Here is a 23,529-nt window from a genome sequence, read left to right on the forward strand (position 1 = left end):
AGCATTACTTTTTCAGAAAAAACGAAGATTGAAATATAATCTAAGCTTTAGGTTTAACTACTTGACGGTGGGGACAAGCGGGCTTGAAACGTCATAGACGGTCACGGCGCCCTCAGCGCCCACTGATTCCATCAGGGTCATCAAAACCTTAGCCTTAAGTTCACTTTCAGCAGGTGCTCCCCAAATAACTTGGGTACCATCAACCATCTGTAAGTTGATGGTTGACGTTGAATCAGCAGTCGCTTCAGAAACCTGAGACAGAATAGACGTTGGTAGAGCTGCGAGAACCCCCGTTACTGTTGTAAATTCCGGCGTACCCAAGATGTCCGTTCCTCCATCAACTAGAGGAACCCCAGCGCTCTCTACGGTTTCAGTAGTTCGCAACTGCTTACCTTCGTCATCAACGATCACATAAGCATCATCACTTTTGACTACGGCAACCGGTACGCGCTCATGAAGCTTGACGACCAGCTCGTGAGGTGGTCTCGCCTCAAGGCTGACACCCCGGAGCACCTCTTGGTTGCCCACTAAATCAGCGACTTGATCTTCAGTAACCCTGGTCATCGGTACGCCCTCTAGGGGCACCAGCTGATCCTTGACGTAGGAGGAGTCAAGCAAGGACGCCCCCTGCACCGTGATGGTGCGAGTGGCGAGGAGGGGGGAGAAAAAAACCACGCCTACAAACAGGGCAGCTACAGCTATCACCGTTGCAAGTCCGTAGACCCAACCTTTCCATCGGCGAACAGAGCGAGGTGTTCTTGCCGGTTGAGGTTGGCTCTGCTGATCGGCAGGTTGGCCCTCTTTATCAGCATCTTCTAGATGGGCCTGTTCGACGTAATCACGCCTCCACTGTGCAAACCGGCTATTGGTGGAGATATCAACCAGATTGTCTGTCTCACTGTTCAGCTGCTCAACCTTTGAAGAGTTGAGGCGGACCCATGGCGTCCGCTGCCGTCCGCTGTTCTTTGAGTCGGTGTGCTGATCCGGTGAGCTTTTTTTGGAGTGGCTCACTGGGCTACAGAGCTTTCCCGTGCACGCAGCTGGTTGACTAGGTCTTGGCCGTAGGCGGTAATATCACCGGCTCCAACCGTCATTATGATGTCACCGGGTAGAGCCGCAGCAACCATTGACCGGACAGCCTCGTGGGCATCTGGTGCATAGTGCACCTCTGAGTACCCGGCGTCTGTAATGAGGTGGCTGGTGACGCCCTCTATGGGTTGCTCACGAGCTGGATAGATATCTAGCACATAGGACCGGTCTGCCTGGGAAAGAGAACGGGCAAACTCAGTCGAAAACTCTTTGGTACGGGAGAAGAGATGGGGCTGGAACAACACGTAAAGGTTGTGCCCGGCTGCAACGGTCCTGCCCGTCTCCAGAGCACGCTGAACTTCAGTGGGATGGTGTGCATAATCATCAAAGACCTTCACACCGTCGGCTTCCCCGCGCAAAGTAAACCGGCGGTCAGTTCCGGTAAAGGTGCCGAGCGCTTGAACCGCATCCGAAGGTGAGGCTCCCGCAATGAGTGCACAGATAAATCCTGCGGTAGCGTTGAGCTGGTTGTGGACGCCCGGAACCGGCAGAGTGAGGGTGATATGCCCGGTGAAATTCTGCTGACCCACAGTGAAGTCCCAGACCAGATTTGATGAGCATTCAGTACCATGTGAGGTGATTCCAGTGAGCTGTACCTGGGCCTCAGAGGCTTCGCCGTAGGTGATGACATCTACTCCTGCTGAGCGGGCTCGCTGTGCTAACTGGGAGGCACCGGCGTCATCGGCGCAGGTGACAAGCACACCACCCGGTGCCATTGAGCCAATGAACCGGTTGAAAGCTTCTGTTACCCGTTCGGCGGTGCCGTAGAAATCCAGGTGGTCGGGTTCAGCGTTAGTAACCACCGCAATTTCTGGGCGGTACCGCACGAAGGAGCCGTCAGACTCATCTGCCTCAGCAACAAACCAACTTTCAGGACCAGCAGCCCCCAGGTGGGCGTTGCTCCCGAAGCCAGCGATAGTTGAGCCCACCGCAAATGAGGGTGAAAGCTCAAGACCTGACATCATCACCGAAATCATAGAACTGGTGGTGGTTTTACCGTGGGTGCCAGCAACAGCGATGACCTTTGAGTCCCGCATCGTAGCCGCAAGCGCCTCTGACCGGTGGATCACCAGCAGACCGGAAGCGCGAGCGGCAGCCAGCTCTGGGTTATCCTCACGAATAGCAGTAGAGATGACCACCGTCTGAGCACCGGTAATGTTCTGGGCTGCCTGCGGGGTGTAAATGGTAGCGCCTAGCTGCCTCAGGGATTCAAGGGCTGCTCCCTCTACCCTATCTGAACCGCTGACCGTCATGCCTGCCTGCAGCATCAGACGGGCAACAGCACTCATGCCGGCACCACCGATGCCAATGAAATGAACGTGTCCTAGCTGTTCCATCACAGGACGCTCCGGGAAGGGAGGGGTCAGCGGAGCGGGAAGGTCAATAGAAAGATTGATGAGTGAGCCATTCATGAGTGAGCTACCTCCAGTATTTTACGGGCCATCACAGCAGCAGCATCGCGAATACCGTGCTGGTACGAGGTGCTAGCCATGTCTTTAAGTTTCTTGTGGTCGGTGAGCAAAGCCGGTACATGCTGGCGGAACCAGTCCACGGTGAAGTCAGCGTCGGCGACGAGCAACCCTCCCCCGGCATCGACCAGGCTCTTAGCGTTCAAAGCCTGCTCTCCGTTGCCGATGGGTAGCGGCACAAAGATAGCAGGAACGCCCACAGCAGCTACTTCGCTGACGGTGGCGGCTCCTGAGCGCACAATCAACAGATCAGCAGCGGCATAGACATCTTCCATGGAAGTAATGAATTCAATCTGATGGTAGGCAGGTGCTTGACGAATCTCACCCTGCGGGGTGCGCAGTGCTTTATCTCGGCCCGTGATGTGGAGAACCTGAAAGCCCCACCCGGCGATATCATCGACGATCTCTTCGATCGTTTTATTAAGGCTGAGCGCGCCGAGCGAACCACCGGTTACCACCAGGGTTGGCAGGTGAGGGTCTAACCCCAGCCGCTCGCGAGCCGCAGTTGCTTCGCTGACTCGATCTAGCTCTGCAATGTTCTGGCGCATTGGCATGCCCACCAGTTGAGCGTTCTTAATGGGGGTATCAGGAAAGGCAGTGGCTACTACAGCAGCTTTTTTGGCACCGACTTTATTCGCCAAACCAGGCTTAGCGTTGGCTTCGTGGATCACCACCGGTAAGCCGAGCTTTTGTGCGGCCAAGTACATAGGGGTGCATACATAACCACCGACTCCAACCACAACGGATGCTGAATTGTTGGTCAGTATCTTCTCCGCCACATGCAGTGATTGCTTAAATTTGAGGGGAAATTTGAGCGCATTCAGAGTTGGACGTCGGGGAAAGGGAACCTTGGGGATGAAGCTTATCTCAAAGCCAGCAGCAGGGACCATGGTTGCTTCCATGCTTCCTTCGGTACCTACTGTCATGATGTTGACGCTGGGTTCTTGGTCCTTGAGCGCACGTGCTATAGCAAGCATCGGGTTAATGTGCCCGGCGGTTCCGCCCCCTGCAAGCACTACGGTTGGTGCCTTGGTCATTCATTCGCTCCCTGAAAAAGGTTGTTTACGCCTTACAGTTTACGCATTCAGCGCCCGGCGCACTATTCGCGGGGTGTCTTACCGCCCGATAGACCGCCCTTAGAATCCCTTGCTGGAACCTCGCGAGCTTTTTTGATAGTGCGCAAGCCAGCAGGAATTTTGGGTTCTGATTCTCGCTGCGCCTGAGGCGGGTTAGGCGCTGAGGGGGTTACATTCGAGGCCGGAGTGTTCTGCTTCCTTTGATGACCCTGCTTAGCTTGCTGGATGCGAGCAGAGGGGTGGGCTGGTGCAGTACCGGCTGGCCGTGGAGGGCGTGAGTTTTTCATGCTTTCGGGTGGTAGACGATCATCAGAGCGGTGCGCAGTCTTCGGTGACAGGCGTGCACCGGGGTCGGCTGAACCGCCGTGTTGCTGATGCAAGCTGACCTGCCCAGACTGGTGCTCATTTGCCCCAGCTGGCGCAGTACTACCGGCAATAGCGGAGGCGAACCTATCAAGGTTGAACCGCTGTATGAACTTTTCAAGAGTCCAGCCCGAGTTGTAGGGGTCAGCTGAGATTTTCTCCTGTTCAGCAGCCACTAACCGCCCGAGCTTTACTCGGCGAGCGGCGTCCTTTTGCACGGAGCTTCCGTTACCGACTCTAGACTCTTCCCCCATGATGGGTTGAAGCGGGGTTTGGCGCGCGAAAGCAATCAAAATACCCGCACCTATCAAGGAGGAGATCAGTGAGGACCCACCATAGGAAACGAAGGGAAGTGGCACACCGATCACCGGCATCATCCCGACGACCATAGCGATGTTCATCATGGCCTGCCCTACCAGCCAGGTTATTAGCCCAATAGTGGCAAAGCGGATGAACAGGTCTGAGGACCGAAGAATAATACGCATGGCACAGTAGATCAGCGCTCCGTAGAGCATCAGGACCGACAGGCTGCCCAGCAGCCCTAGCTCTTCACCAATGACGGCGAAAATGTAGTCATTATGAGCCTCGGGCAGGTAGTTGTATTTCTGACGTGACTGCCCCAGCCCGACTCCCCAGAAACCACCGGTGGCTAAAGCCGCTAAACCAGAATTCGCCTGGTCACAGGATGCCTCCACACACTCTTTCCAGAAAGCGAAGGTATTGAGAATTCGTTCGATACGGTTAGGGCTTATCGCTACCAGAGCCAGAGCTGCGAACCCTAGAATGCTGAAGGCCGATACGACCGTAATACGCGAAGGTTTAGCCGCCAATAGCATGGTGGAAAAGAAGAGACCGTAAACCAGCACTGTCCCCAAATCATGGCCTGCCAGAATCAAACCCACGATAGTAATGAGCCCTAATGCGGCAGGGAAGAGCGCCTTAAAGATAGTTTGAGCAGGGCGACCGCGGTCAATCTGTCCCTGCCGTGAAAAGACCAGCGCCAGCCACAGAATCATCACCGGCTTGGCAATTTCTGAAGGCTGAATTCTAATACCGCCCAGGGAAATCCAGTTCTTATTACCGCCGACCTCAACGCCTACAAAGATAACCGCCAGCAGCAGCACAGCGCATGCCCCGAGAGCTAAGTTCAGCGTCAAACGGTTGCGGTAAAGGCGCACAGGAACGAAATAACCTATCACCACCATGATCAGCAGACCCAGCACGGCGTAGAAGCCCTGAGAACGCGCCTGAGCGTAAGGCTGCAGACCTGCTGAAATCTGCTCTACGCTCGATGCTGAGAGCACCATGATGATGCCGAATGCGGTGAGCACTACCACCGTTCCAATAAGGACCAGGGGCACATCGCTCAGAACCATTGAGCTCAGGCGCAGCTGAACTCGCTCCCACTGCCCTTTAAGCCAGTGTGCGGTGCGGCGTACCCGTCCACCGTTCGATGGACCCGGCGTAGGTGTAGCAGTGAGGCTCACGGTGTCATCACTTCTTTCAGGAAGAGGCTCTCTGGTTGGGGTCTTAAAATGCAGGGGGCGGACCCCAAGGTGTGAAGCCCTCCCCGTGAGCACAAGCTAGGAGTTGATTTGATTGACCAGGTCTGTCACTGCATCGATGAAAGCGTTACCGCGATCAGCGTAGGATGCAAACTGATCCATCGAAGCCGCGGCGGGAGCCATCAGCACGGTATCGTTCTGTTCAGAAATCTCGTGGGCTTTGGCGACCGCCAGTTGCATGACGGCAGCACCGTCTGTCTGGTTGGATAGAAGGACGCTCTGCGTCATGTTGTGGACGGGCACCTCGGGTGCGTGGCGGTCCAGTGCGGACTGTAGCGCATCGGTATCGGTGCCTATCATCACTACCGCTTTGAGGCGGTCCTTATGGTTTTGTACCAGCTCGTCGTAGGTCACGCCTTTTGATAGGCCTCCGGCAACCCAGATGACCGGGTTAAAAGACGACAGTGAGGCGTTGGCAGCGTGGGGGTTGGTCGCTTTGGAGTCATTGACCCACAGCACCCCGTGAGTGTTAGCAACCAGCTGAATGCGGTGAGCTCCGGGCTCATAGTTTTGCAGGCCGGCTTTTACCTGTTCGGGGCTGATACCGGCGGCTCGAGTGAGTGCGGCAGCAACCAGGGCATTCTCAACGGTGTGCTTGGTGGGTAGCTGACCGGTATCAGAAACAGCTGCGATTTCAAGGGCCTGATGGCGTCGGTCATCTAAAAAAGCCCGGTCGACCAGCAGGCCATCAACCACACCGAACATTGACAATGCGGGGGTGTCGGCCCAAAAACCGATAGCTCGGCAGCCCTCAACCACATCAGCTTCTTCAACCATGCGCACGATTTCGTCCTGGTTGGCGTTGAAGATGCAGGCAACCTGTGTGTTCTCATACACGCGGGCTTTATCGGCCAGGTAGTTTGCGTAGCCCTCGTGCCAGTCCACATGGTCCTCAGCTACATTCAGCACCACTGAGGCAAGGGGTGAGAGGGAGTAGGTCCAGTGCAACTGGAAGCTGGAGAGTTCAACAGCAAAGAAGTCATATTCCACCGGGTCACGGAGGGCATCAAGAATGGGAGTGCCCACATTACCCACGGCGATGGCCTTGTGGCCAGCGGTCTGGAGGATGGCTTCAGTCATCCCCACAGTGGTGGTTTTGCCGTTGGTTCCGGTGATGCAGAGCCACTGAGCAGTCTTGCGTCCTTCGCGTTCGCGTACGCGCCAGGCCAGCTCAACATCGCCCCAAATTTGAATCTTTTGGTCCCGGGCGTCGGCCAGGATGCCCAGCGCCGGTGGTAGGCCTGGGGAGGTCACCACTAGCTCGGCAGGCTGACCTTCAACCAGGGGCAGAGAGTCCATGGAACCTGCGCCCAGCAGAGTCTTTGCTGCACCCACAATGCTCAAGGTGGTGGCTTTGGTCTGGTTGGCTTCGGTGTCGTTACCGTCCACCACCACAACGCGAGCGCCCAGTTCGATGAGGGTATCAGCAGCAGCGAAACCTGATACGCCTAGACCAGCTACAACGACGCGTAGCCCGGCCCAGTCTGAATCCCAGCTGGTCAACTGTTCAAGGCGGTCATAGGCATAGACCGGGTTTTCGTTATTAGCCTTCATTAGAAGGAGCCTCCATTACTCATGAGCCAGTCACCGTAGAAGATGCTCAGGGATACGGCAACAAAAAGACCGGCAAGAATCCAGAAGCGAACGACCACGTTAACTTCAGCCCAGCCCTTCAGTTCGAAGTGGTGTTGCAGGGGCGCCATGCGGAAGATTCGCTTGCCGCCGCTCATTTTGAAGTAGCCCACCTGCAGGATGACCGAGATAGCGATGATGACGAAAAGTCCGGCGATAATGGGCAGAAGCAGTTGGGTGCGGGTGATGATGGCAAAAGCAGCCAGGGCACCGCCGAGGCCCAGCGAGCCGGTATCCCCCATGAAAATGGTGGCCGGTGAGGTGTTCCACCAGAGGAAGCCGATAAGAGCACCGATGAGGGATGCCGCTAGCATGGCCATCTGCCCAGAGGCAGGGACCTCGTAGCAGACGGTGTCCATAGGGGCAGGGGTGCAGAGGTGCTGCTGCTGCCACATAGAGATCAGCAGGTAGCCGCTAAAGACCAAAATCGCAGCTCCCGTAGCCAAGCCGTCGAGGCCGTCAGTGAGGTTGACAGCGTTGGTGGTTGCGGTGGCAATGAGGTTAGCCCAAATGATGAAAAGAAGCAGTAGAACAATAGGGCCGGCAAAACTTAGATCTAACCAGGAGATATCCCTGGTGAATGAAATTTTGCTAGAGGCAGGAGCCCAGCCGCGGTCGTCTTTGAAGAAGAGGGCGCCGGCCGCGAAGAGGGTGCCAATCAGCCCCTGTAAGACAATCTTTCCTTTGGGGGTCAGACCTTCGCTCTGCTTCTTCCAGATTTTCTTGAAATCATCGATGAAACCCACACCGGCCATGCCCAGCATGAGGAACATGGCGAGCAAAACTGAAGCGGACGCTGCCCAGGAAGTACCAAAAATCGCTGCTGATAACCAGAGGGAAAAGAAGAAACCTAGCACCGTTGCCAGCATCATCATGACACCGCCCATGGTGGGGGTGCCTCGCTTGGTTTGATGGGAGGTAGGGCCATCTTCGCGGATGAACTGGCCAAACTGCTGTTTCACCAGCCATTTGGTGTACATCGGTGTTCCGACGATCGAGATGATCAAGCCGAAAGCTGCAGCCAACAGAATGGAAATCATACGGAGTCTGTTTCTTCCCGGTTATGAGTTTGTAGAAGTGGAAGGTGATGAGTCAGTTTCTTCACCATTGAATGAGTCTAGCGTGCCCACAAAGTCACCTGCGCTCAACCAAGATGCGGCGGTTGTCTCATCGGTGAGGGTTAGGTTGCCTTCGAAGTCAGCGACACGCTGGCCTAGCGCCCCTAAGCCAGCGCCGTTGGATGACTTAAAGAGGACGATGTCCCCTGGCTGAACCTCACCTTGGAGCAACGCGAAAGCCTCTTCGGGGGTAGCTACCCAGGTTGCCTCATTACCCCATGAACCTTCAAGGTGGGCCGTGTTGTAGATGGGTTTAGCAACATCACCTACAGCGATGAGCTTTGAGATATTCATACGAACCGCGAGCTGACCAATACGATCATGCTCAAAGAGGGAACGCTCCCCCAGCTCTAGCATGGCACCCAAAACAGCCCAGGTGCGGTTGGTCGAGGGCAGTCGCCCTAGTTGGGCTAGAGTTTGCAGAGCAGCGGTCATAGACTCCGGGTTTGCGTTATAGGCATCGTTGATGATGGTAACGCCGTCTGCACGGTCAGTACGCTGCATGCGCCATTTGGAGGTAGCTTGCGCACTGTTCATTGCCCTAGCGATCTCCTCGGGTAAAACGCCGCAGTTATAGGCCACGGTTGCTGCGGCGAGGAGGTTGTAGACATGGTGCTCACCGATCAGCTTTGACTGAATCTCGGCGCGTTCACCGTAGGGAAAGACCAGGGTAAAGAGCGGGCAGCCGGCGTCATCGGTGGTGAGGTTTTCAGCCACAATGCGTTTTTCTGCGACACCGGGATTGACGCTGGTGGTCACCTCGGCTTCCTGCCCCTCTACCCCGAAGTAGGTCACGGGTACGGACGCGCGGTTAATCATGCGGCGCACGCGGTAGTCGTCGATATTAAGGCCTAGGCCAGAAAGGACACCTTCTGCCATTTCACCCTTGGTTGCTTCGATATTATCGACGCCGCCAAACTCCCCAGCGTGGGCTGTGCCCACTTTGAGCACTACGCCGTAGTCAGGTTGGATCATATCGGTGAGGTATTTGATGTTCCCCACATGATCAGCGCCCATCTCGATGACGAGGTAGCGGGTATCTTCCTCAGCCCTGAAGACGGTCAGGGGCACGCCCACTTCTCCGTTGAAGGACCCCACGGGAGCGACGGTCTTACCTTTAGCGCCAAAAATGCTGGCTAGTAGATCCTTGGTGGTGGTTTTACCGGCTGAACCGGTAATACCCACCACGGTGATTTCTCCGCGAGCGCGTAGCCGCTTCACGATGTAAGCAGCGAGGCGCCCCATGGCTAAGACTACGTCGTCTACTAAGATTGAAGGGTAAAGCTCCCCGCTCTCAGCGGTCACTTCACGTTCAACTAAAGCTAGCGTGGCTCCAGCGGTGAAAGCTTGGTGCAGGTAGTGGTGCCCGTCGGTTACTTCACCGGGCTTGGCCAAGAAGAGAGTCTTTGCGCTCGCCTCTCTCGAGTCGGTCGTGGCCGAGGTGCAGGTAATGGTGTCCGCGGCTACAGCGGCGGCACCGAGTAGGGTACCTGCAACTGCCTCGGAAATCTCTTGGGCTGAAAGTTTAATCATAGGTTTACCTTTAGGTTTACTTTCGCTCGCTTGAGTAGGCTTCAAGCACGGTAAAACCGGCTTCTTCTAGTGCTTTTGCAGTCTCTACCCTGTCATCAAGCTCAATATCGGTGCCTGCTACGTCTTGGGCCACTTCGTGTCCTCGCCCTGCAATCAGAATGGAATCGGCAGGGCCTGCCAGGTTGATCGCTTCGGCAATTGCATGGGAGCGAGGCTCAAGGTTAAGAACCTGGCGAGCCCTAGCCCCGCCTTCAACTGCTGTTAGGGCGCCAGTCACTATAGCTTCGCGGATGGGTGCTGCCGCCTCACCGTGCGGGTCATCATCGGTAACCACCACAATATCTGCGTAGCTGGCTGCAATCTCACCCATGATGGGGCGCTTGGTCTGATCCCTTTCACCGGTGGCTCCAAAGACGATAATAATTTTGCCTTCAGAGCTAGCAGGTTCAATGGCCTCCAAAGCCCGCTTGAGAGCGTCGGGGTTATGGGCGAAATCGACCAGAGCAGTGGGCGCCGTGGAAATTAGCTGCATGCGACCAGGGACTACGGGAGTGAGTGTTGCTGGGTCAGCCAAAACTTTTTTGATGAGTTCGCGCTCTGCACCATCAAGGGCACTCTCATAAACCATGACTGCTGCCAGGGCAGCGTTGGAGACGTTGAAGTCAGCAGGTAGCTGGGTTGATGTGGTCAGCTTAGTGCCATCACCGCGCTGCACCGTGAAGGTATGCCCGATACCATGCCGAGCGACGTCCACCAGTGCCCAGTCCGCTGCCCCGCAATGAGCAGGCAGAGCAGTCAGACCGGCTCCGTGAGCTGTTGCCAGGCGCACAACGTTTTCTGCCCCCATCGCATCAGCGGCACCCTGCGCCATTTTTTCGCCCCATTCATCGTCAACGGTAATGACGGCGCGACGGGAGCGCTGAGGAGTGAAGAGCTCTGCCTTAGACTCAAAGTAGCTCTGCATGGTTCCGTGCTGATCAAGGTGATCCTGTGTCAGGTTGGTAAAGCCTGAAATGTCATAGCGGATGCCATCAACCCTGCGGTAATCCAGCGCATGCGAGGAGACCTCCATCGCGGCTGCGGTGATGTTTTGCTCACGCATGAGTGCAATCAGGGAGTGGACGTGGGGCGATTCGGGGGTGGTGAGTTTTGAGGCAATAGCTTGCCCACCGGCGAGAATTTCGATGGTACCGATCAGACCGGTCGTGTGGCCCAGCGCCTTCATGATGGAATTAATCATGTAGGTGGAGGTTGTTTTACCGTTGGTGCCTGTCATGGCAAAGAGCCGGGGCGCGCTACCGTCATCAGGCTGAGAATTATAGATGCGCGCTGACAGAGGCCCCACTGCCCGGCGCAGGTCTTCACAGACAATAATGCCGAAGTCATCGGGTATATCAGTGCTGGCTTGTGCGATTTCCAGCCCTTCAGCATCCGTCAGCAGCGCCGAGGCGCCTAGCTTCAGGGCGGCTTCAACAAAGGAAGCTCCGTGTGCTTTCGCCCCACCCAGAGCAACGTAGAGATCGCCCTCTTGAACTTCTCGGGAGTCCATAGTGAGACCGGTCATGACGCGAGTGCCTTGAAGTTCACGGGCGGTGAGATCTTGCTCTGCCAACCACTGCACCACCTGTGCGGGGGTGCAACCAGCGACCTGCGCAGGGCGCAGGGTTTGAGCATTACCTACGAGGTTCGTCTTCTCGGTCATTGGTTCACCCTCCGTTAGCAGTAAGAGCGGAAGTGCCCGCCTGGCAATTAAAACTGTTTTTCAACACGGTCTACTTTAGCCGGTTTCATCGTGACCCTCAGCAAACTTGGGAGTTTCAGTAGGTTCACTGGTCGATCGAGGAACCTTATAGGTATGCAGCACTTTCTCCATGATTTGGGAGAACTGTGCCGTGGTGCCAGCAAGACCAACCGCAGAAGCTGTAGTTTTAGGGCGATGTATGGTGACAGACACCAAGAAGCGAGGGTTTTCGGTGGGGGCGACACCAACAAAGGATGTGGTCCACCCGTCATAGACTGCAGAGCCTTCCCCTACGTTTTCAGCGGTACCGGTCTTACCTGCTACCCTGTAGCCTTCAACCTGGGCTGCTTCAGCACCGCCCTGATAGACCATGGCTTCCATGACTTGTAGGGTCTTGCGCGCCGTCTCTTCACTAATAACCCGCTGCCCTTCAGCTACAGGAAGCACTTCTTCAGTGCCATCGGTATCAATGATGGCATCAATAATTCGGGGCTTAAGTTTGATGCCTTTATTAGCGACCGTCTGGAAAATGAGGGAGGTTTGAAGCGCACTTTGTGCCAAGCCCTGACCAAAGAGGACCGTGTACTGCTGGCGGATATCCCATTCTCGCCAGTCAGCCACGAGCCCCTGCGACTCACCGGTCAATTCAACGCCGGTGTACTCACCCATACCAAATTTTTTGATCCAGTTATACCGCTGCTCGCGGCTGAGTTCACTACCCATCATCACTGTTCCGGTATTCATCGAGTTAGCGATGATACCTGCAACGGTGCGCTTCTGGGCGGGGTGGGTAAAGGCGTCAGTGATGGTCTGCCCTTCGATTTCTAGCTGGGCTGGCACGTCATAAACCGTTTCAGGTTCAGCCAGCCCCTCTTCGAAGACCGCGGCGGTGGTCAAAATTTTCTCTGTCGAACCGGGTTCAAAGACCTGGCTCAGAGCGCGGGAATTCATATCAGCCAACTCAAAACGCTCGGCGCCTGGGTCCATGGTGGAGGAATCTGCTAGAGCTAGTAAGGAGCCATCGCGCACGTCCATAACGATAGCTGTTCCCCACTCAGCCTTCAGCTCTTTGGCACGCGCTTTAACAACCTGCTGAGCAAAATACTGAATGTCCTGATTAATCGTCAGTCGAACGTTTTTACCGTCTACTGCTGGAGTCATCTGCTCATCACCGATAGGGATGCGAACACCGTCGGCTGAAATCTCATAGATACGCTTACCATCGCTACCCGCCAGGTGCTCGTGCATGGTGCGTTCGATACCTACCGAGTTGTTACGGGTGCGGGTTTCGGTGCTATCGGGGGCAACAGCCTCTTCAATTATGCTGAATCGGCCCACAACCGACCCCGCGACCTCACCATTGGGGTACTTACGGTCAGAGAGAATTTCACCGTAGATAAAGGGCGCACCCAAAGCCTGGACCTTGTTATAGACAGCAGGAGTTACGTTTTGCTTGACAATCCGGTACTTAAGATCACCGTCGAGAGCGTTCTTAACGTCGGTATCACTCATTTGAAGGATGTCGGCAAGCTCGTACACTAGCTCGGTGGGGCTCACTTCCACTGCTTCGTCGCTACCTTCTTGGTAGCGACGAAAAGGACCAACGGCACTTTGGTCAACCGTGACGTTATAGCGCTGTACGCTGCGGGCCATAACATGCCCGTTGATATCAAGAATCTCACCGCGCAGAGCGGGGACCGTGAGCTCACGCATGCGCTTCTCGCGAGCCTCATCAGCCAAGCCATTCGGATCAAGCCCCTGCAGATAAGCCAACCTCACTCCTAAAAGAGCAAGACCTCCGGTTGCGGCAGTCCCGGTGATAAACCCACGTCTGCCCACGGTACGCTTGATAGACCCGATGGGGTCTTGGCTGTTTTTACCGCTCATAGGTTCCCCTTCATGCTCGTGCGGTGGTTGAAGTGTTGGAACGGAACGCTCCAAGCAGACTTAAGGCAAAAGAATGCCTTACCTTCTTAGCGGTCGGCGGGTGCCTGTGTTGACTGAGCCGATGATGTAGGAGCTGCAGAGGCGCTAGCCGTGGCACTTGCTGAAGCCTTAGCTTCAGCCTCCTTAGCTTCTGCTTCCTTAGCTTCTGCTTCCTTCTTTTTACGCTCTTGCTCAGCACGAATACTGGCTTCTTCGTAAGCCTGCGTGTCAGCGAGTGCCGGAGGTGCAATGAGGTTATCGGTTGCCTCTGAAGGCTCCTGCGCAGCCATAGGAACACCGGAAATCTCACCGGTTGAAAGGTTAATAGTTGCTCTGCTAGGTGAAGTAACCATGCCCAACTGACTTGCACGGATGACCAGGTCCTGGGGTGCCTGATGGAACTCAATTTCTTGAGCTAAGGCTTCATTCTGCTGTGAAAGAGCCTGCTCAGTAGCACGCAGTTCAACGAGGTCATACTGGCGAGAGGCCATGGTGATGCTCAACCCCAGTACAATCAGCAAAGCTAAGAGCATAGCTCCCAAACCCAGAAAAACCCTCCATCGGTTGGACTGGCTACGGGTAGCCAGGGCGCGCGAAAGCGGCCTCCGCTGTTCTTTCCCTGGCTCAGATCGCTGATCAGGGACGACGGACAGGCGTGGTCTGCTGGCCCTAGCATCGTCTGCTGTGGCGGGGAATCTGGGTTCGGCGCTCATCGGGGTGCCTTTGTCACTTTAATTTTTTCAACTGCGCGTAGCTTGGCAGAAGCTGCACGCGAGTTCTCTTCAATTTCGCTCTCTGTTGGTGGTTCAGCACCGCGAGTAATAATTTTGAGCTCCGGCTTGTGCTCTTCGAGTTCTACCGGGAAACCCTTAGGAGCACTTGAGGTGGCTCTTGCGGTAAAGGCTCTTTTAACGATTTTATCTTCGAGGCTGTGGTAGCTCATAGCCACACACCGCCCACCCAAGTTGAGGGCCGAAATAGCTTCGGGAATAGCCCGTTCGAGGGCATCCAGCTCATGGTTTACCTCGATACGCAAAGCCTGAAAGGTGCGCTTAGCCGGGTGCCCACCCTTACGCTGGGCAGCCACAGGAACAGCCTGCTGTATCACTTTGACCAGTTCACCGGTCGTCTCAAAGGGCTTAGTTACTCGCGCGGCCACAATTTTCTGCGCAATGCGGGAAGCGAATTTTTCTTCACCCCACTGGCGAATGATGCGGCGAAGCTCAAATTCTTCGTACTCATTAACTACAGTAGCCGCAGTGAGTTCTTCAGTGCCGTCCATACGCATATCAAGGGGGGCATCGTAAGAGTAGGCGAAGCCTCTTTCACGCTCATCCAATTGCATGGAGGACACCCCTAGGTCGAACAAAACGCCGTCTACCCCGGTCACACCGGCTTCTGCCATCGCCCGAGGGATCTCATCATAGACAGCGTGGACCGGGATAAAACGGTCACCAAAACGCTGGAGGCGCTCACCTGCCAGCTGATGTGCCATCAAATCACGGTCAATACCGATGAGGGTCAGGTCGGGGAAGCGCTCTAACATAGCTTCAGAGTGGCCCCCCATACCCAGGGTTCCATCAATCACCACAGCCTGAGGGCGAGAAATAGCCGGCGCCAACAAATCAAGGCATCGGTCCAGCATGACCGGTACGTGCCTATCTTTGGCGTCTTTGCCAGTCTGAGGGTAATGCGCCTCGGTCACTGTCTCACTCCTTAGTTGTTTCTAAGTTCTTAGTTCTTTGCTACAGCAAAATGCCAGGTAGCAGGTCATCATCTGTTTCCGAGAAGGACTGTTCCTGTGCTTCTAGGTATGCTGCCCAGGCAGCTGAATCCCAAATTTCAGCTCGCGATCCTGCGCCGATCACGGTCAGCTCGCGATTCAGACCCGCGTACTCTCGAAGATTCTGAGGGATTGTAACGCGGCCTTGCTTATCCAGCGATTCATCAGAAGCTCCGGAAAGAAAGACACGAATATAATCCCTGGCCTGCTTAGAGGACAACGGTGCGCTGCGTAACTGCTCATGAATACGCTCAAATTCAGCAACAGTAAAAACATAGATGCAACGTTCTTGCCCACGAGTCAAAATGACCCCCGGCTCAAGTTGTTCACGGAATTTCGCCGGCAAGATGACCCTGCCCTTAACGTCCAAGCGCGGCGTGTGCGTCCCGAGAAACACATACACCACCACCTTTACTTGCCGAGTTCAGTTACCACAGCCCACACGAAACTACACTCATGTTGTTCTATTCCCTCCACTTTACTCCACTCCACTCCACACGTATGCCTAAAAGGGCAATTTCGTGAGCATTTTGAGAGTTTTCACAAGGAAGATATAAAAGAGCGGTGGCGATCTAACCTAAGTTAGATCGCCACCGCTAAGAAAAATGCTCACGAACAGGCGCCAGCTGTTATTTCCTGCCCCTTTTAGATACGGGGGCCTCCCTGTCGTTCATCCCATTTATTTTCAAGGTTTTGCATAAAACCGCTCTTGGGAGACTTCTGAGACGAAGGACTTTTCTGCCCAGCGGCAGCAGGTGTCTTTGGTTTGAGCGTTGCGAAATAAACCCCACCGGCGGCCATCAGAAAACCCAGCACCCCAACAATAATGAGTTTGGTCGCCACACCTGCAATGATGACCCCTAGCCCGATTACCGCAATGAGAGCACCCAGGGCTAGGTTTCGAGGCGAGGAAACCTGCGGAACAGCCCCAAAGACCTGCGGCTCAGAGGTAACAGGAATTGATGAGGTGAAAGCGGGGTCATCGCTGAGTTGCTTCTCAAGCTGAGAAAGCAGTTCCTGTTCGCGTTCTGAAAGCGCCATGAGGGTCTCCTTGTTTGCGGGCAGCTAGCCATTAAACCAAGTATGCAAGAAGCATAAGGTTAATACCGGATTTGCTGAGTGTGTCTTTATTTTAGCGGGTGAGCCTGGGTAGACACTAGGAAGCAGGCTAAGTTACGTAACCGACGGTTATTGCTTTGGGGGTGGATGTAGCAAGCGGGCAGGCAGTAGCCCCCTAGAGCCAAACTTGGCGTGAATCCGATCCATAGTTTCTTCAGCTTCAAGCCAGTGGGCACTCGCTTCAGGCACCGACTGCGCGAGGCTAGTTTCAAGGAGCGCAAGTTGCACTCCCGCATCGCTATCTTCTAATTTCTCGGCACGGACTCCTAAGAGCCTAAATGCCCTGGGGGCGTCACCTGCTGGATCAAGGAAATCTAGTTGGTGAAGCTGCTTCATCACCGCCTCGTACATCGCTTTACCGGAGGACGTTGGGGCATCGAGCGGGCAGGCTCGTGCCAGGGTTTCAAAATCAGAGAACCTGATTTTTAAACTGAGGGTGCGGGTTTGCCGGTGAGCCGTTCGCAGTCTGCGGGCTACCTTAAGGCATAGATGATAGACCGCTTGCGAGATATGTTCAGAATCGGTGACATCGACGGCGAAGGTGTGCTCAGCGCCCATGGATTTTTCTTCGCGGTGTGTCACCACCGGGCGGGGGTCCACGCCACGTGCCATGGCGTACAGATGTGCCCCTGCCGCCTGTCCAAATTTTGTCTGCAACCAGGGAAGTTCGTATTCCCTGAGCTGCTGTACGGTGTGAATGCCAAGACCCTCAAGCGCTGCTTCACTTTTCTTCCCCACGCCCCATAGATTGCCCACGGGGAGCGGGTCTAAGAACTCTTGCACCCTGGACGGTGGAACTACCCAGAGACCGTTAGGTTTGCTACCGGTTGACGCCATTTTGGCAATAAATTTACTGGAAGAAATACCCACTGAGCTGGGTAAGTTAAGCTCCCCAGCTATACGATCCCTGGCTTTTTGCGCAATGGAGGCAGGGCTCCCCTGCGTGCGGACGGCCCCGGTCAAATCAACAAAAGCTTCATCGACACTCACCTGCTCCACCCGATCTGTGATGTCCCGCAGAATATCCATGACCCTGGCTGAGTAGTCCCTGTAGTGGGCTGACGGCTCAACAATGGTGGCGCCGGGGCACATCTGTTGAGCTCGCGCCAGAGGCATGGCGGAGCCTACCCCGTAGCGTCTTGCCTCATAGGAAGCCGATAGCACGACCGACCGCGGGGAATCGCGGGCCACAATGATTTTCCGTCCCCGCAATTCCGGTCTACTCAGAAGCTCGACATTGACGAAAAAGGCATCCATATCGAGATGCATGATGATGGGGTGAGAGGGTCGCGCGGTGGTATCGCCACGATGGTGTGCTGCCACTAACTACCCCTCACTTTATTCGAACATATATTCTATTCAACCACATCTCCTTCACCCCTGTAAACCTCTTACATTTCTTCTCGCTGGTGCCGTTGCGCTATACGGTAGGAGGTTGGGGCGCTATCCAATACACTGGGTGTCAGACCCCGTATTCCAAAGCAAGGGATTGTAATGACCGCCCACACCTCCCTATCCACCATTGAGCAAGAACAGCGCGCCTATCTTGAGGCTCTTGAAGCAGAAATGCAATTGTTCTTTGACGAACAGGGTGAGCTAATGGCTGAGGTTTCGGCAGAGACTCTGCCCATTCTTGACGCTATTAAGAAGCTATCGACCGGCGGCAAAAGACTGCGAGCGCTCCTCGCTTACTGGGGCTTCCGAGGTGCCGGTGGACAAGCTGATGACCCCACCATTGTCAAGGCGGGCCTGGCCATTGAGCTCTTCCAGTCAGCTGCCCTTATTCACGATGACATCATTGATGCTTCCGATACACGCCGCGGCGCTCCCAGTGTCCATCGGCAATTTGAGGCTATGCACCGGCAGCAGGGCTTCAAAACATCACCTGAAGCTTACGGCGTCTCAGGCGCTATCCTGACCGGGGATATGTGTCTTTCTTGGTCTGAGATGGCCTTCTCATCTATTCCCCAGGCCGGCGCACATTCTGAGGCTCGACATATTTTTAACATGATGCGCACTGAAGTAATGGCAGGCCAGTACTTGGATATTGTGGGTGAAGCGGTCCAGGTTGAGAGCCCGCAGGTGGCGCTGGAGCGCGCTCTTAACGTCATCCGGTACAAGGCTGCTAAGTACACCTGTGAGCAGCCGCTGGCCTTAGGCGGTGCCCTTGGTTTAGGTGCCGCCCACGGCGAGCCCTCCCCCCTGATTGACCATTACCGAACCTTCGCCTTGCCATTGGGTGAGGGATTCCAGATGCGTGATGATGAGTTGGGAGTGTTCGGGGAACCTGAAGTGACGGGCAAGCCCGCTGGCGACGACCTTCGAGAGGGTAAGCGCACGGTTCTCACCGCTTACACGGCTATGCTAGCCAACAGTGCTGACCACGATTTCTTAGAATCCTCTTTGGGCAATCAGCAGCTGACGCTCACAGATATAGCACGGCTACAGGAGCTTATCCGAGTTTCTGGCGCTCTGGACGCTGTGGAACAACTGATTGAGGAGAAAAGCCAACAGGCGTTGGGGGCCCTGGCGACCTTGCAGGTCAGTGAGCATGTGCGAACAGCGCTGGAGGTTATCGCCGCTAAAGCGCTGAAGCGCTCGGCCTAAGGTAGCCTAGCCATTAAAAATCCCGCTTGCACGTCTGTGCAAGCGGGATGTGATTTATTTACCAGGCGAGGGCTGATGCGCGGCGTCTAATTTCGGTTTTGCGACCATTGATCAGAGCGTCGATGGGGCGGCCGGGCAACGAATCGTCCTCGGTGTAAAGCCAGACGATGGCTTCTTCATCGGTGAAGCCAGAATCATCAAGGACGGTCAGGGTGCCTTTGAGGGACTCAAGCACGCTGTTCTCTCGCATGAACAGGGCCGGAACCTTACGTACGCTGGTTTCCGGGTCGCGCACAGCGAGGAGGCTGCGCTCAGAAATCAGGGTATGCACTCGGGTCACTTTAAGATCGAGCATCTCGGCGATGTCGGGGATAGTTAGCCAGTCCCCCACGAGAGCCATTACTTCAGGTGTTGTCTTTTCTTCACTCACCCCTCCATTTTGCACCAAAGCTGCGCACAAAGCGAGACAGCTCTGATCCAGATTCCCCGCCAGTACCCAGAATTCACCCGTAAAATAATTGGGTGATGTCTGAGAACTCTAACAGTGCCCCCTGGCTGACCGGCACCGTCTTTGCCGGTCGTTATGAAGTCGGCCAGCTCATTGCCCGCGGCGGAATGGCTGAGGTTTACCATGCGGTAGATCTATGGTCCAACAATCCGGTAGCTGTTAAGGTACTGCTGCCACACCTATCCTCCGACACTGCACAGCGGCAAAAATTCTTTAGAGAGGGTAATGCCTTAGGCAAGATTCACCATGAGCACGTGGTGGGGGTGGTTCAGGACGGCACCCAGCAGATCCACGGTCAAGAGATCATGTTCCTGGTCTTAGAGTATGTGCACGGTTGCACCCTCGCCCAACTACTCACCCTGCGCCCTGTGCTGAGCGTAGGTGAGATGCTTGAGATTATGATGCCTACCGTTGAAGGGCTGTCAGAAGTTCACGCCCACCGCCTGATTCACCGTGATATCAAGCCTGCCAACGTACTTCTTGAAGATAGCAACAGGGGCATCAAGTTATCTGACTTTGGGCTGACACGGCGCACCGACCAGCAGTGGACCGGTGAGCTCATGGGCACCCCAGCCTATGTTGCTCCCGAGATTATGGACCCGGTCGCTGCTGTGGGTGCTCCTGCCGATATTTTCGCGGTGGGAGTCATGATGTACCGTATGCTCACCGGCAGACTCCCCTTCCCCGGCCTGGGCAACGATCAGCAGGTTCTCTATCACAACATTAATTCTGAGATCCCTTCAGTCTCGGTGATAGCGCCGGGTATTAGTTCGGATATTGCGGGGGTGGTGAGCTGGTGCACCCGTAGAGCTGTCAAAGACCGCCCTCAGGACGCCGCGGAGCTCTTCCGCGCCCTGCGCGATATTTCGTCCCGCATGGGTGCAGCCGAGAGAAGCTACCGCGCTGAGCTGGTAGAACCTCCCGTCACCGAGCTATGGCAGGACGTCACCGATATTGCCGAGAAATCGGGAATGACCAAGGCCTACAGGTCAACCCCTATTACAGGTTTTGGTAACGCCGATGATTTGCTCCATGACGATATCGAGGGGCACCTTTCAGAACATAAACAGGGGGTAATAGCTGCTGCTCAAGAAGAAAGCCAGGTCTATAAGCCCACCCGGATTTCCGGAGTGGGGCCACTGACTCAAAGCCAAGCTGCCGGTGAGGCAACTGAGCATGATGACGCCTCTGACTCCCCTGATGAGACTCTCTTCTGGGACGTTGCTCAAGACCCTGATGCCACGACGACTTTTTCTGCTGCACGAGCGCGAGCAGAGAAGGAGGCAGAAGAGAGGGCTCAGCAGCAGCGAGAGGGTTTTAGCCCTATCAGTGGGAGCTATAACCCGCGCAGACACCCTGCACCGCAATTTCAACACCAGCCCTCGGACACTTCGCGGGTGCAACCGCCGATCATCAATGAAGCTGAACGGCGCCGTGCGCAGACCCCCTGGAGAACCCCACTCAGCCCGGTTGCACTCATTATCATCATGGTCATCGGGCTGGTGGGGTTTACAGTGGCTGGTTTTGCCGGCTGGTGGCTAGCGGGCCTTCTTTACTAGCACCTGAGCACTAGCGCTTAGCCAGGTACTCTGCGACCTGGAACGCAATTTCCAGGGACTGCTGGTGGTTCAGGCGCGGGTCACAGAGAGTTTCGTAGCGGTCAGCGAAGGAAGACTCCTCAATGGGGTCAGAGCCGCCCAAGCACTCTGCAACGTCATCGCCGGTCATTTCGACGTGGATGCCGCCGGGGAAGCTTCCCAGTGCTTCGTGCACCTCAAAGAAGCCGCGGATCTCGTCGATGACGTCGTCGTAGCGGCGGGTTTTAAAGCCTGAAGGAACAGAGATAGTGTTGCCGTGCATGGGGTCGGTTACCCACACCACCTTGGCTCCTTCGCGCTGAACTCCCTCAACGATAGCGGGCAGATTATCGCGAATCTTATCTGCACCCATGCGGGTGATGAAGGTCAGACGGCCGGGTTCGCGGTTGGGGTCAAGCTTGTCAATCAGTGCCAGGGCGTCATCAGCGGTTGTGGTCGGGCCAAGCTTCACACCGATGGGGTTGCGTACCTTGGAAAGGAAGTTGACGTGGGCATCCTCCAGTCCGCGGGTGCGTTCACCAATCCACAAAAAGTGGGCGGAGGTGTCGTAGGGCTGATGGGTGCGGGAGTCAATGCGAGTCAGTGCACGCTCAAAATCAAGAAGCAGGGCCTCATGCCCGGTGTAGACATCGGTGTCTTTGAAGGGTGCAAAGTCAGCGCCGCAGGCCTCCATGAATTTGATGGCACGGTCAATTTCAGCGGCCAACGATTCGTAGCGAGCGTGAGCCGGGTTGGCTGTAAAGCCTTTGTTCCAGGAGTTCACCGAACGCAAATCGGCAAAGCCACCCTTGGTGAAAGCCCTAATCAGATTCAGGGTTGAGGCGCTGGTGTGGTAGCCAGTGAGCATACGGTTGGGGTCATGGATGCGCGACTTCTCATCGAAGTCAAACCCGTTCACCATTTCGCCGCGGAAGGACGGCAGGGTGATACCCTCACGCGTCTCATCGTTGGATGAACGTGGCTTGGAGAACTGACCAGCCATACGCCCCATCTTGACGACCGGCATAGAAGCACCGTAGGTAAGAACTACAGCCATCTGCAACAGAGTTTTGACGCGCCCAGAAATCTTATCTGCGGTGGCACCAGCGAAAGTTTCAGCGCAGTCACCGCCCTGCAGCAAGAAGGCCTCACCGTTGGCCACACGAGCTAGGTCAGAGCGCATCTGATCCACTTCACCGGCGAAGACGAGCGGTGGAACAGCACTGAGTTCATTCATCACGGAAGTAAAGTCTTCGTGCTCAGCCCACTGCGGGTGCTGATGAATAGTGAGTGAGCGCCACTCTTCGAGCTCTGGGAAGTCGTTGGTGGTGGGTACAGCGCCGGGTAGGGTCACGGTGCGCTCCTTGTCAGCTAAGAGGGCGTCTGCCCGCGGATATAAGGGTGTCTCTAAGTCTAGGCGGTCTGAGGTGCGAACCAAGAATCGTCCGTTATGTAGGACATGTTGCGTTCATCCTCAGAGGACTATTCCCCGGACTATTGCCGGCTCGCTAGCTGATCCGATGCTTGAAGAGCTGTCAGTCCCTGGCTTTCCATCAGTTTCTTAACGTCACCTGCGTACACCGGCACGATGGCTCGCCCGGTCATTTCGCTGATACGCTGCATGACGGTATCCGCCAGCTCCCTAGCGGCCGCCCAGTCGTCTTCCTTGCCTAAGTATGCAGAGGTATCGATGGGTTCACCGATGATGGTCTTGATACGAATGGGCTGACCTTTAGTGTTTTTGAGGCGCAATTTATTGGAGCCTGGCGCCTGCACCTCTTCGTTACCGAACTGGGCAACGGGCACAATGGGTACGCCTGCTGCGATGGCAAGCCGAGCAACACCCACCTTGGCGCGGTAGAGACGAGCGTCAGGGCTTCGAGTGCCTTCGGGGTAGATTCCCACCAGTTTGCCCTCCTTCAGCGCATCGATAGCGCGCTGCAAGGACGCGGTAGACGCTGCTCCTCCGGTTCGGTCCATGGGCAGCTGACCCACTCCCGTAAAGAACCACTTCATCATACGGCCTTTGAGGCCGGGTGTGGTGAAATAGTCGTTTTTAGCGAGAAAGAAAACCTGACGAGGTGCAGCCAGCGGAAGGAAAACGGAATCGATGAAGGAGACGTGGTTACTGGCCAGAACAGCTCCCGAGTCAGCAGGGATGTTATGAGCCCCCACTACCTCGTGATGGTAGAGCTTGGTCAGCAGGGGTTTGAGCACAGTATGTAGCTGGTTGTACATGGAGTTTCCTCGAAGGGGTCAGTTGTATTTGCTGTCTATTCTAAAACTGTTTTTCATCTATTGAGAGCCAGCTATTTTCAGCTGTCGGCACGCGTAATGAGTTCATCAGCTCCTTGCTGATAAAGGTAAAATTTATTGAAGTATCATCCTACTCACACCCCGGGCAGCGCTCGGGCACAACCTCA

At 55.5% G+C, this 23,529-nt stretch carries 19 protein-coding genes; 2 read left to right on the forward strand and 17 right to left on the reverse strand.

The genetic code is table 11. From position 1 onward, the window contains the following. Positions 1 to 57: 57 nt before the first annotated feature. The 14 genes from VVR27_RS08640 to dinB form a co-directional block, all read right to left on the reverse strand. Positions 58 to 1,011 (reverse strand): cell division protein FtsQ/DivIB, encoded by a 954-nt coding sequence (locus VVR27_RS08640; protein ID WP_368547980.1) that lies wholly within the window; start codon positions 1,009 to 1,011, stop codon positions 58 to 60. After that, positions 1,008 to 2,501: a UDP-N-acetylmuramate--L-alanine ligase gene (murC, locus tag VVR27_RS08645; RefSeq protein ID WP_368547981.1), complete on the reverse strand. Its 1,494-nt coding sequence runs from the start codon at positions 2,499 to 2,501 to the stop codon at positions 1,008 to 1,010. The genes VVR27_RS08640 and murC overlap by 4 nt, the downstream gene beginning before the upstream one ends. Continuing rightward, complete coding sequence (gene murG / locus VVR27_RS08650; protein ID WP_368547982.1) at positions 2,498 to 3,595, reverse strand: undecaprenyldiphospho-muramoylpentapeptide beta-N-acetylglucosaminyltransferase; 1,098 nt, start codon at positions 3,593 to 3,595, stop codon at positions 2,498 to 2,500. Before murG ends, murC begins: the two co-directional genes overlap by 4 nt. A gap of 62 nt (positions 3,596 to 3,657) precedes the next feature. Next, on the reverse strand, positions 3,658 to 5,484 hold the full coding sequence (locus tag VVR27_RS08655) for an FtsW/RodA/SpoVE family cell cycle protein (RefSeq protein ID WP_368547983.1): 1,827 nt from the start codon (positions 5,482 to 5,484) through the stop codon (positions 3,658 to 3,660). A 96-nt stretch (positions 5,485 to 5,580) separates the two neighbouring features. Further along, positions 5,581 to 7,116 carry a UDP-N-acetylmuramoyl-L-alanine--D-glutamate ligase gene (gene murD, locus VVR27_RS08660; protein WP_368547984.1) on the reverse strand — a complete coding sequence of 512 codons (1,536 nt, stop codon included), beginning with the start codon at positions 7,114 to 7,116 and terminating at the stop codon, positions 5,581 to 5,583. Then, positions 7,116 to 8,234: a phospho-N-acetylmuramoyl-pentapeptide-transferase gene (gene mraY, locus VVR27_RS08665; RefSeq protein WP_368547985.1), complete on the reverse strand. Its 1,119-nt coding sequence runs from the start codon at positions 8,232 to 8,234 to the stop codon at positions 7,116 to 7,118. Before mraY ends, murD begins: the two co-directional genes overlap by 1 nt. Before the next feature lie 21 nt (positions 8,235 to 8,255). Then, positions 8,256 to 9,845, reverse strand: coding sequence for a UDP-N-acetylmuramoyl-tripeptide--D-alanyl-D-alanine ligase (gene murF / locus VVR27_RS08670; protein ID WP_368547986.1), 1,590 nt, complete (start codon positions 9,843 to 9,845; stop codon positions 8,256 to 8,258). 16 nt (positions 9,846 to 9,861) lie between these two features. Beyond that, positions 9,862 to 11,547 carry a Mur ligase family protein gene (locus VVR27_RS08675; protein ID WP_368547987.1) on the reverse strand — a complete coding sequence of 562 codons (1,686 nt, stop codon included), beginning with the start codon at positions 11,545 to 11,547 and terminating at the stop codon, positions 9,862 to 9,864. A gap of 75 nt (positions 11,548 to 11,622) precedes the next feature. Further along, positions 11,623 to 13,473 (reverse strand): peptidoglycan D,D-transpeptidase FtsI family protein, encoded by a 1,851-nt coding sequence (locus VVR27_RS08680; RefSeq protein ID WP_368547988.1) that lies wholly within the window; start codon positions 13,471 to 13,473, stop codon positions 11,623 to 11,625. An 86-nt stretch (positions 13,474 to 13,559) separates the two neighbouring features. After that, a complete protein-coding gene (locus VVR27_RS08685; RefSeq protein WP_368547989.1) occupies positions 13,560 to 14,225 on the reverse strand; it encodes a hypothetical protein in 666 nt (221 codons plus the stop codon). Then, on the reverse strand, positions 14,222 to 15,217 hold the full coding sequence (gene rsmH / locus VVR27_RS08690; protein ID WP_368547990.1) for a 16S rRNA (cytosine(1402)-N(4))-methyltransferase RsmH: 996 nt from the start codon (positions 15,215 to 15,217) through the stop codon (positions 14,222 to 14,224). Before rsmH ends, VVR27_RS08685 begins: the two co-directional genes overlap by 4 nt. Positions 15,218 to 15,257: 40 nt before the next feature. Then, positions 15,258 to 15,692, reverse strand: a complete 435-nt coding sequence (gene mraZ / locus VVR27_RS08695; protein WP_346871635.1) for a division/cell wall cluster transcriptional repressor MraZ — start codon at positions 15,690 to 15,692, stop codon at positions 15,258 to 15,260. A gap of 248 nt (positions 15,693 to 15,940) precedes the next feature. Beyond that, positions 15,941 to 16,336 carry a DUF3040 domain-containing protein gene (locus VVR27_RS08700; RefSeq protein WP_368547991.1) on the reverse strand — a complete coding sequence of 132 codons (396 nt, stop codon included), beginning with the start codon at positions 16,334 to 16,336 and terminating at the stop codon, positions 15,941 to 15,943. A 147-nt stretch (positions 16,337 to 16,483) separates the two neighbouring features. Further along, the gene (gene dinB, locus VVR27_RS08705; protein WP_368547992.1) at positions 16,484 to 17,737 is read right to left on the reverse strand and encodes a DNA polymerase IV; all 1,254 of its coding nucleotides are present in this window, start codon (positions 17,735 to 17,737) and stop codon (positions 16,484 to 16,486) included. A gap of 171 nt (positions 17,738 to 17,908) precedes the next feature. Here dinB and VVR27_RS08710 point away from each other — a divergent pair, with 171 nt between their 5' ends. Then, positions 17,909 to 19,021 carry a polyprenyl synthetase family protein gene (locus VVR27_RS08710; RefSeq protein ID WP_368547993.1) on the forward strand — a complete coding sequence of 371 codons (1,113 nt, stop codon included), beginning with the start codon at positions 17,909 to 17,911 and terminating at the stop codon, positions 19,019 to 19,021. Between the two features lie 58 nt (positions 19,022 to 19,079). Here VVR27_RS08710 and VVR27_RS08715 read toward each other — a convergent pair whose 3' ends face one another. Continuing rightward, positions 19,080 to 19,421 carry an Rv2175c family DNA-binding protein gene (locus VVR27_RS08715; RefSeq protein ID WP_345447296.1) on the reverse strand — a complete coding sequence of 114 codons (342 nt, stop codon included), beginning with the start codon at positions 19,419 to 19,421 and terminating at the stop codon, positions 19,080 to 19,082. 125 nt (positions 19,422 to 19,546) lie between these two features. Between VVR27_RS08715 and VVR27_RS08720 the strand changes: the two genes are divergently transcribed. Beyond that, on the forward strand, positions 19,547 to 21,088 hold the full coding sequence (locus VVR27_RS08720) for a serine/threonine protein kinase (RefSeq protein WP_368547994.1): 1,542 nt from the start codon (positions 19,547 to 19,549) through the stop codon (positions 21,086 to 21,088). 10 nt (positions 21,089 to 21,098) lie between these two features. Here VVR27_RS08720 and VVR27_RS08725 read toward each other — a convergent pair whose 3' ends face one another. Next, positions 21,099 to 22,460, reverse strand: a complete 1,362-nt coding sequence (locus VVR27_RS08725) for a class II 3-deoxy-7-phosphoheptulonate synthase (RefSeq protein ID WP_368547995.1) — start codon at positions 22,458 to 22,460, stop codon at positions 21,099 to 21,101. Between the two features lie 140 nt (positions 22,461 to 22,600). After that, positions 22,601 to 23,344 carry a lysophospholipid acyltransferase family protein gene (locus VVR27_RS08730; protein ID WP_368547996.1) on the reverse strand — a complete coding sequence of 248 codons (744 nt, stop codon included), beginning with the start codon at positions 23,342 to 23,344 and terminating at the stop codon, positions 22,601 to 22,603. Positions 23,345 to 23,529 lie beyond the last annotated feature (185 nt).

Source organism: Rothia sp. LK2492, assembly GCF_040946345.1.
Taxonomy (GTDB): domain Bacteria; phylum Actinomycetota; class Actinomycetes; order Actinomycetales; family Micrococcaceae; genus Rothia; species Rothia endophytica.

Coding starts and splice junctions, on each gene's coding strand:
- murC (WP_368547981.1), bottom strand. CDS start 2,501: ATGAATGGCTCACTCATCAATCTTTCTATTGACCTTCCCGCTCCGCTG.
- murG (WP_368547982.1), bottom strand. CDS start 3,595: ATGACCAAGGCACCAACCGTAGTGCTTGCAGGGGGCGGAACCGCCGGG.
- murD (WP_368547984.1), bottom strand. CDS start 7,116: ATGAAGGCTAATAACGAAAACCCGGTCTATGCCTATGACCGCCTTGAA.
- mraY (WP_368547985.1), bottom strand. CDS start 8,234: ATGATTTCCATTCTGTTGGCTGCAGCTTTCGGCTTGATCATCTCGATC.
- murF (WP_368547986.1), bottom strand. CDS start 9,845: ATGATTAAACTTTCAGCCCAAGAGATTTCCGAGGCAGTTGCAGGTACC.
- VVR27_RS08675 (WP_368547987.1), bottom strand. CDS start 11,547: ATGACCGAGAAGACGAACCTCGTAGGTAATGCTCAAACCCTGCGCCCT.
- VVR27_RS08680 (WP_368547988.1), bottom strand. CDS start 13,473: ATGAGCGGTAAAAACAGCCAAGACCCCATCGGGTCTATCAAGCGTACC.
- VVR27_RS08685 (WP_368547989.1), bottom strand. CDS start 14,225: ATGAGCGCCGAACCCAGATTCCCCGCCACAGCAGACGATGCTAGGGCC.
- VVR27_RS08700 (WP_368547991.1), bottom strand. CDS start 16,336: ATGGCGCTTTCAGAACGCGAACAGGAACTGCTTTCTCAGCTTGAGAAG.
- VVR27_RS08710 (WP_368547993.1), top strand. CDS start 17,909: ATGACCGCCCACACCTCCCTATCCACCATTGAGCAAGAACAGCGCGCC.
- VVR27_RS08715 (WP_345447296.1), bottom strand. CDS start 19,421: ATGGCTCTCGTGGGGGACTGGCTAACTATCCCCGACATCGCCGAGATG.
- VVR27_RS08720 (WP_368547994.1), top strand. CDS start 19,547: ATGTCTGAGAACTCTAACAGTGCCCCCTGGCTGACCGGCACCGTCTTT.
- VVR27_RS08730 (WP_368547996.1), bottom strand. CDS start 23,344: ATGTACAACCAGCTACATACTGTGCTCAAACCCCTGCTGACCAAGCTC.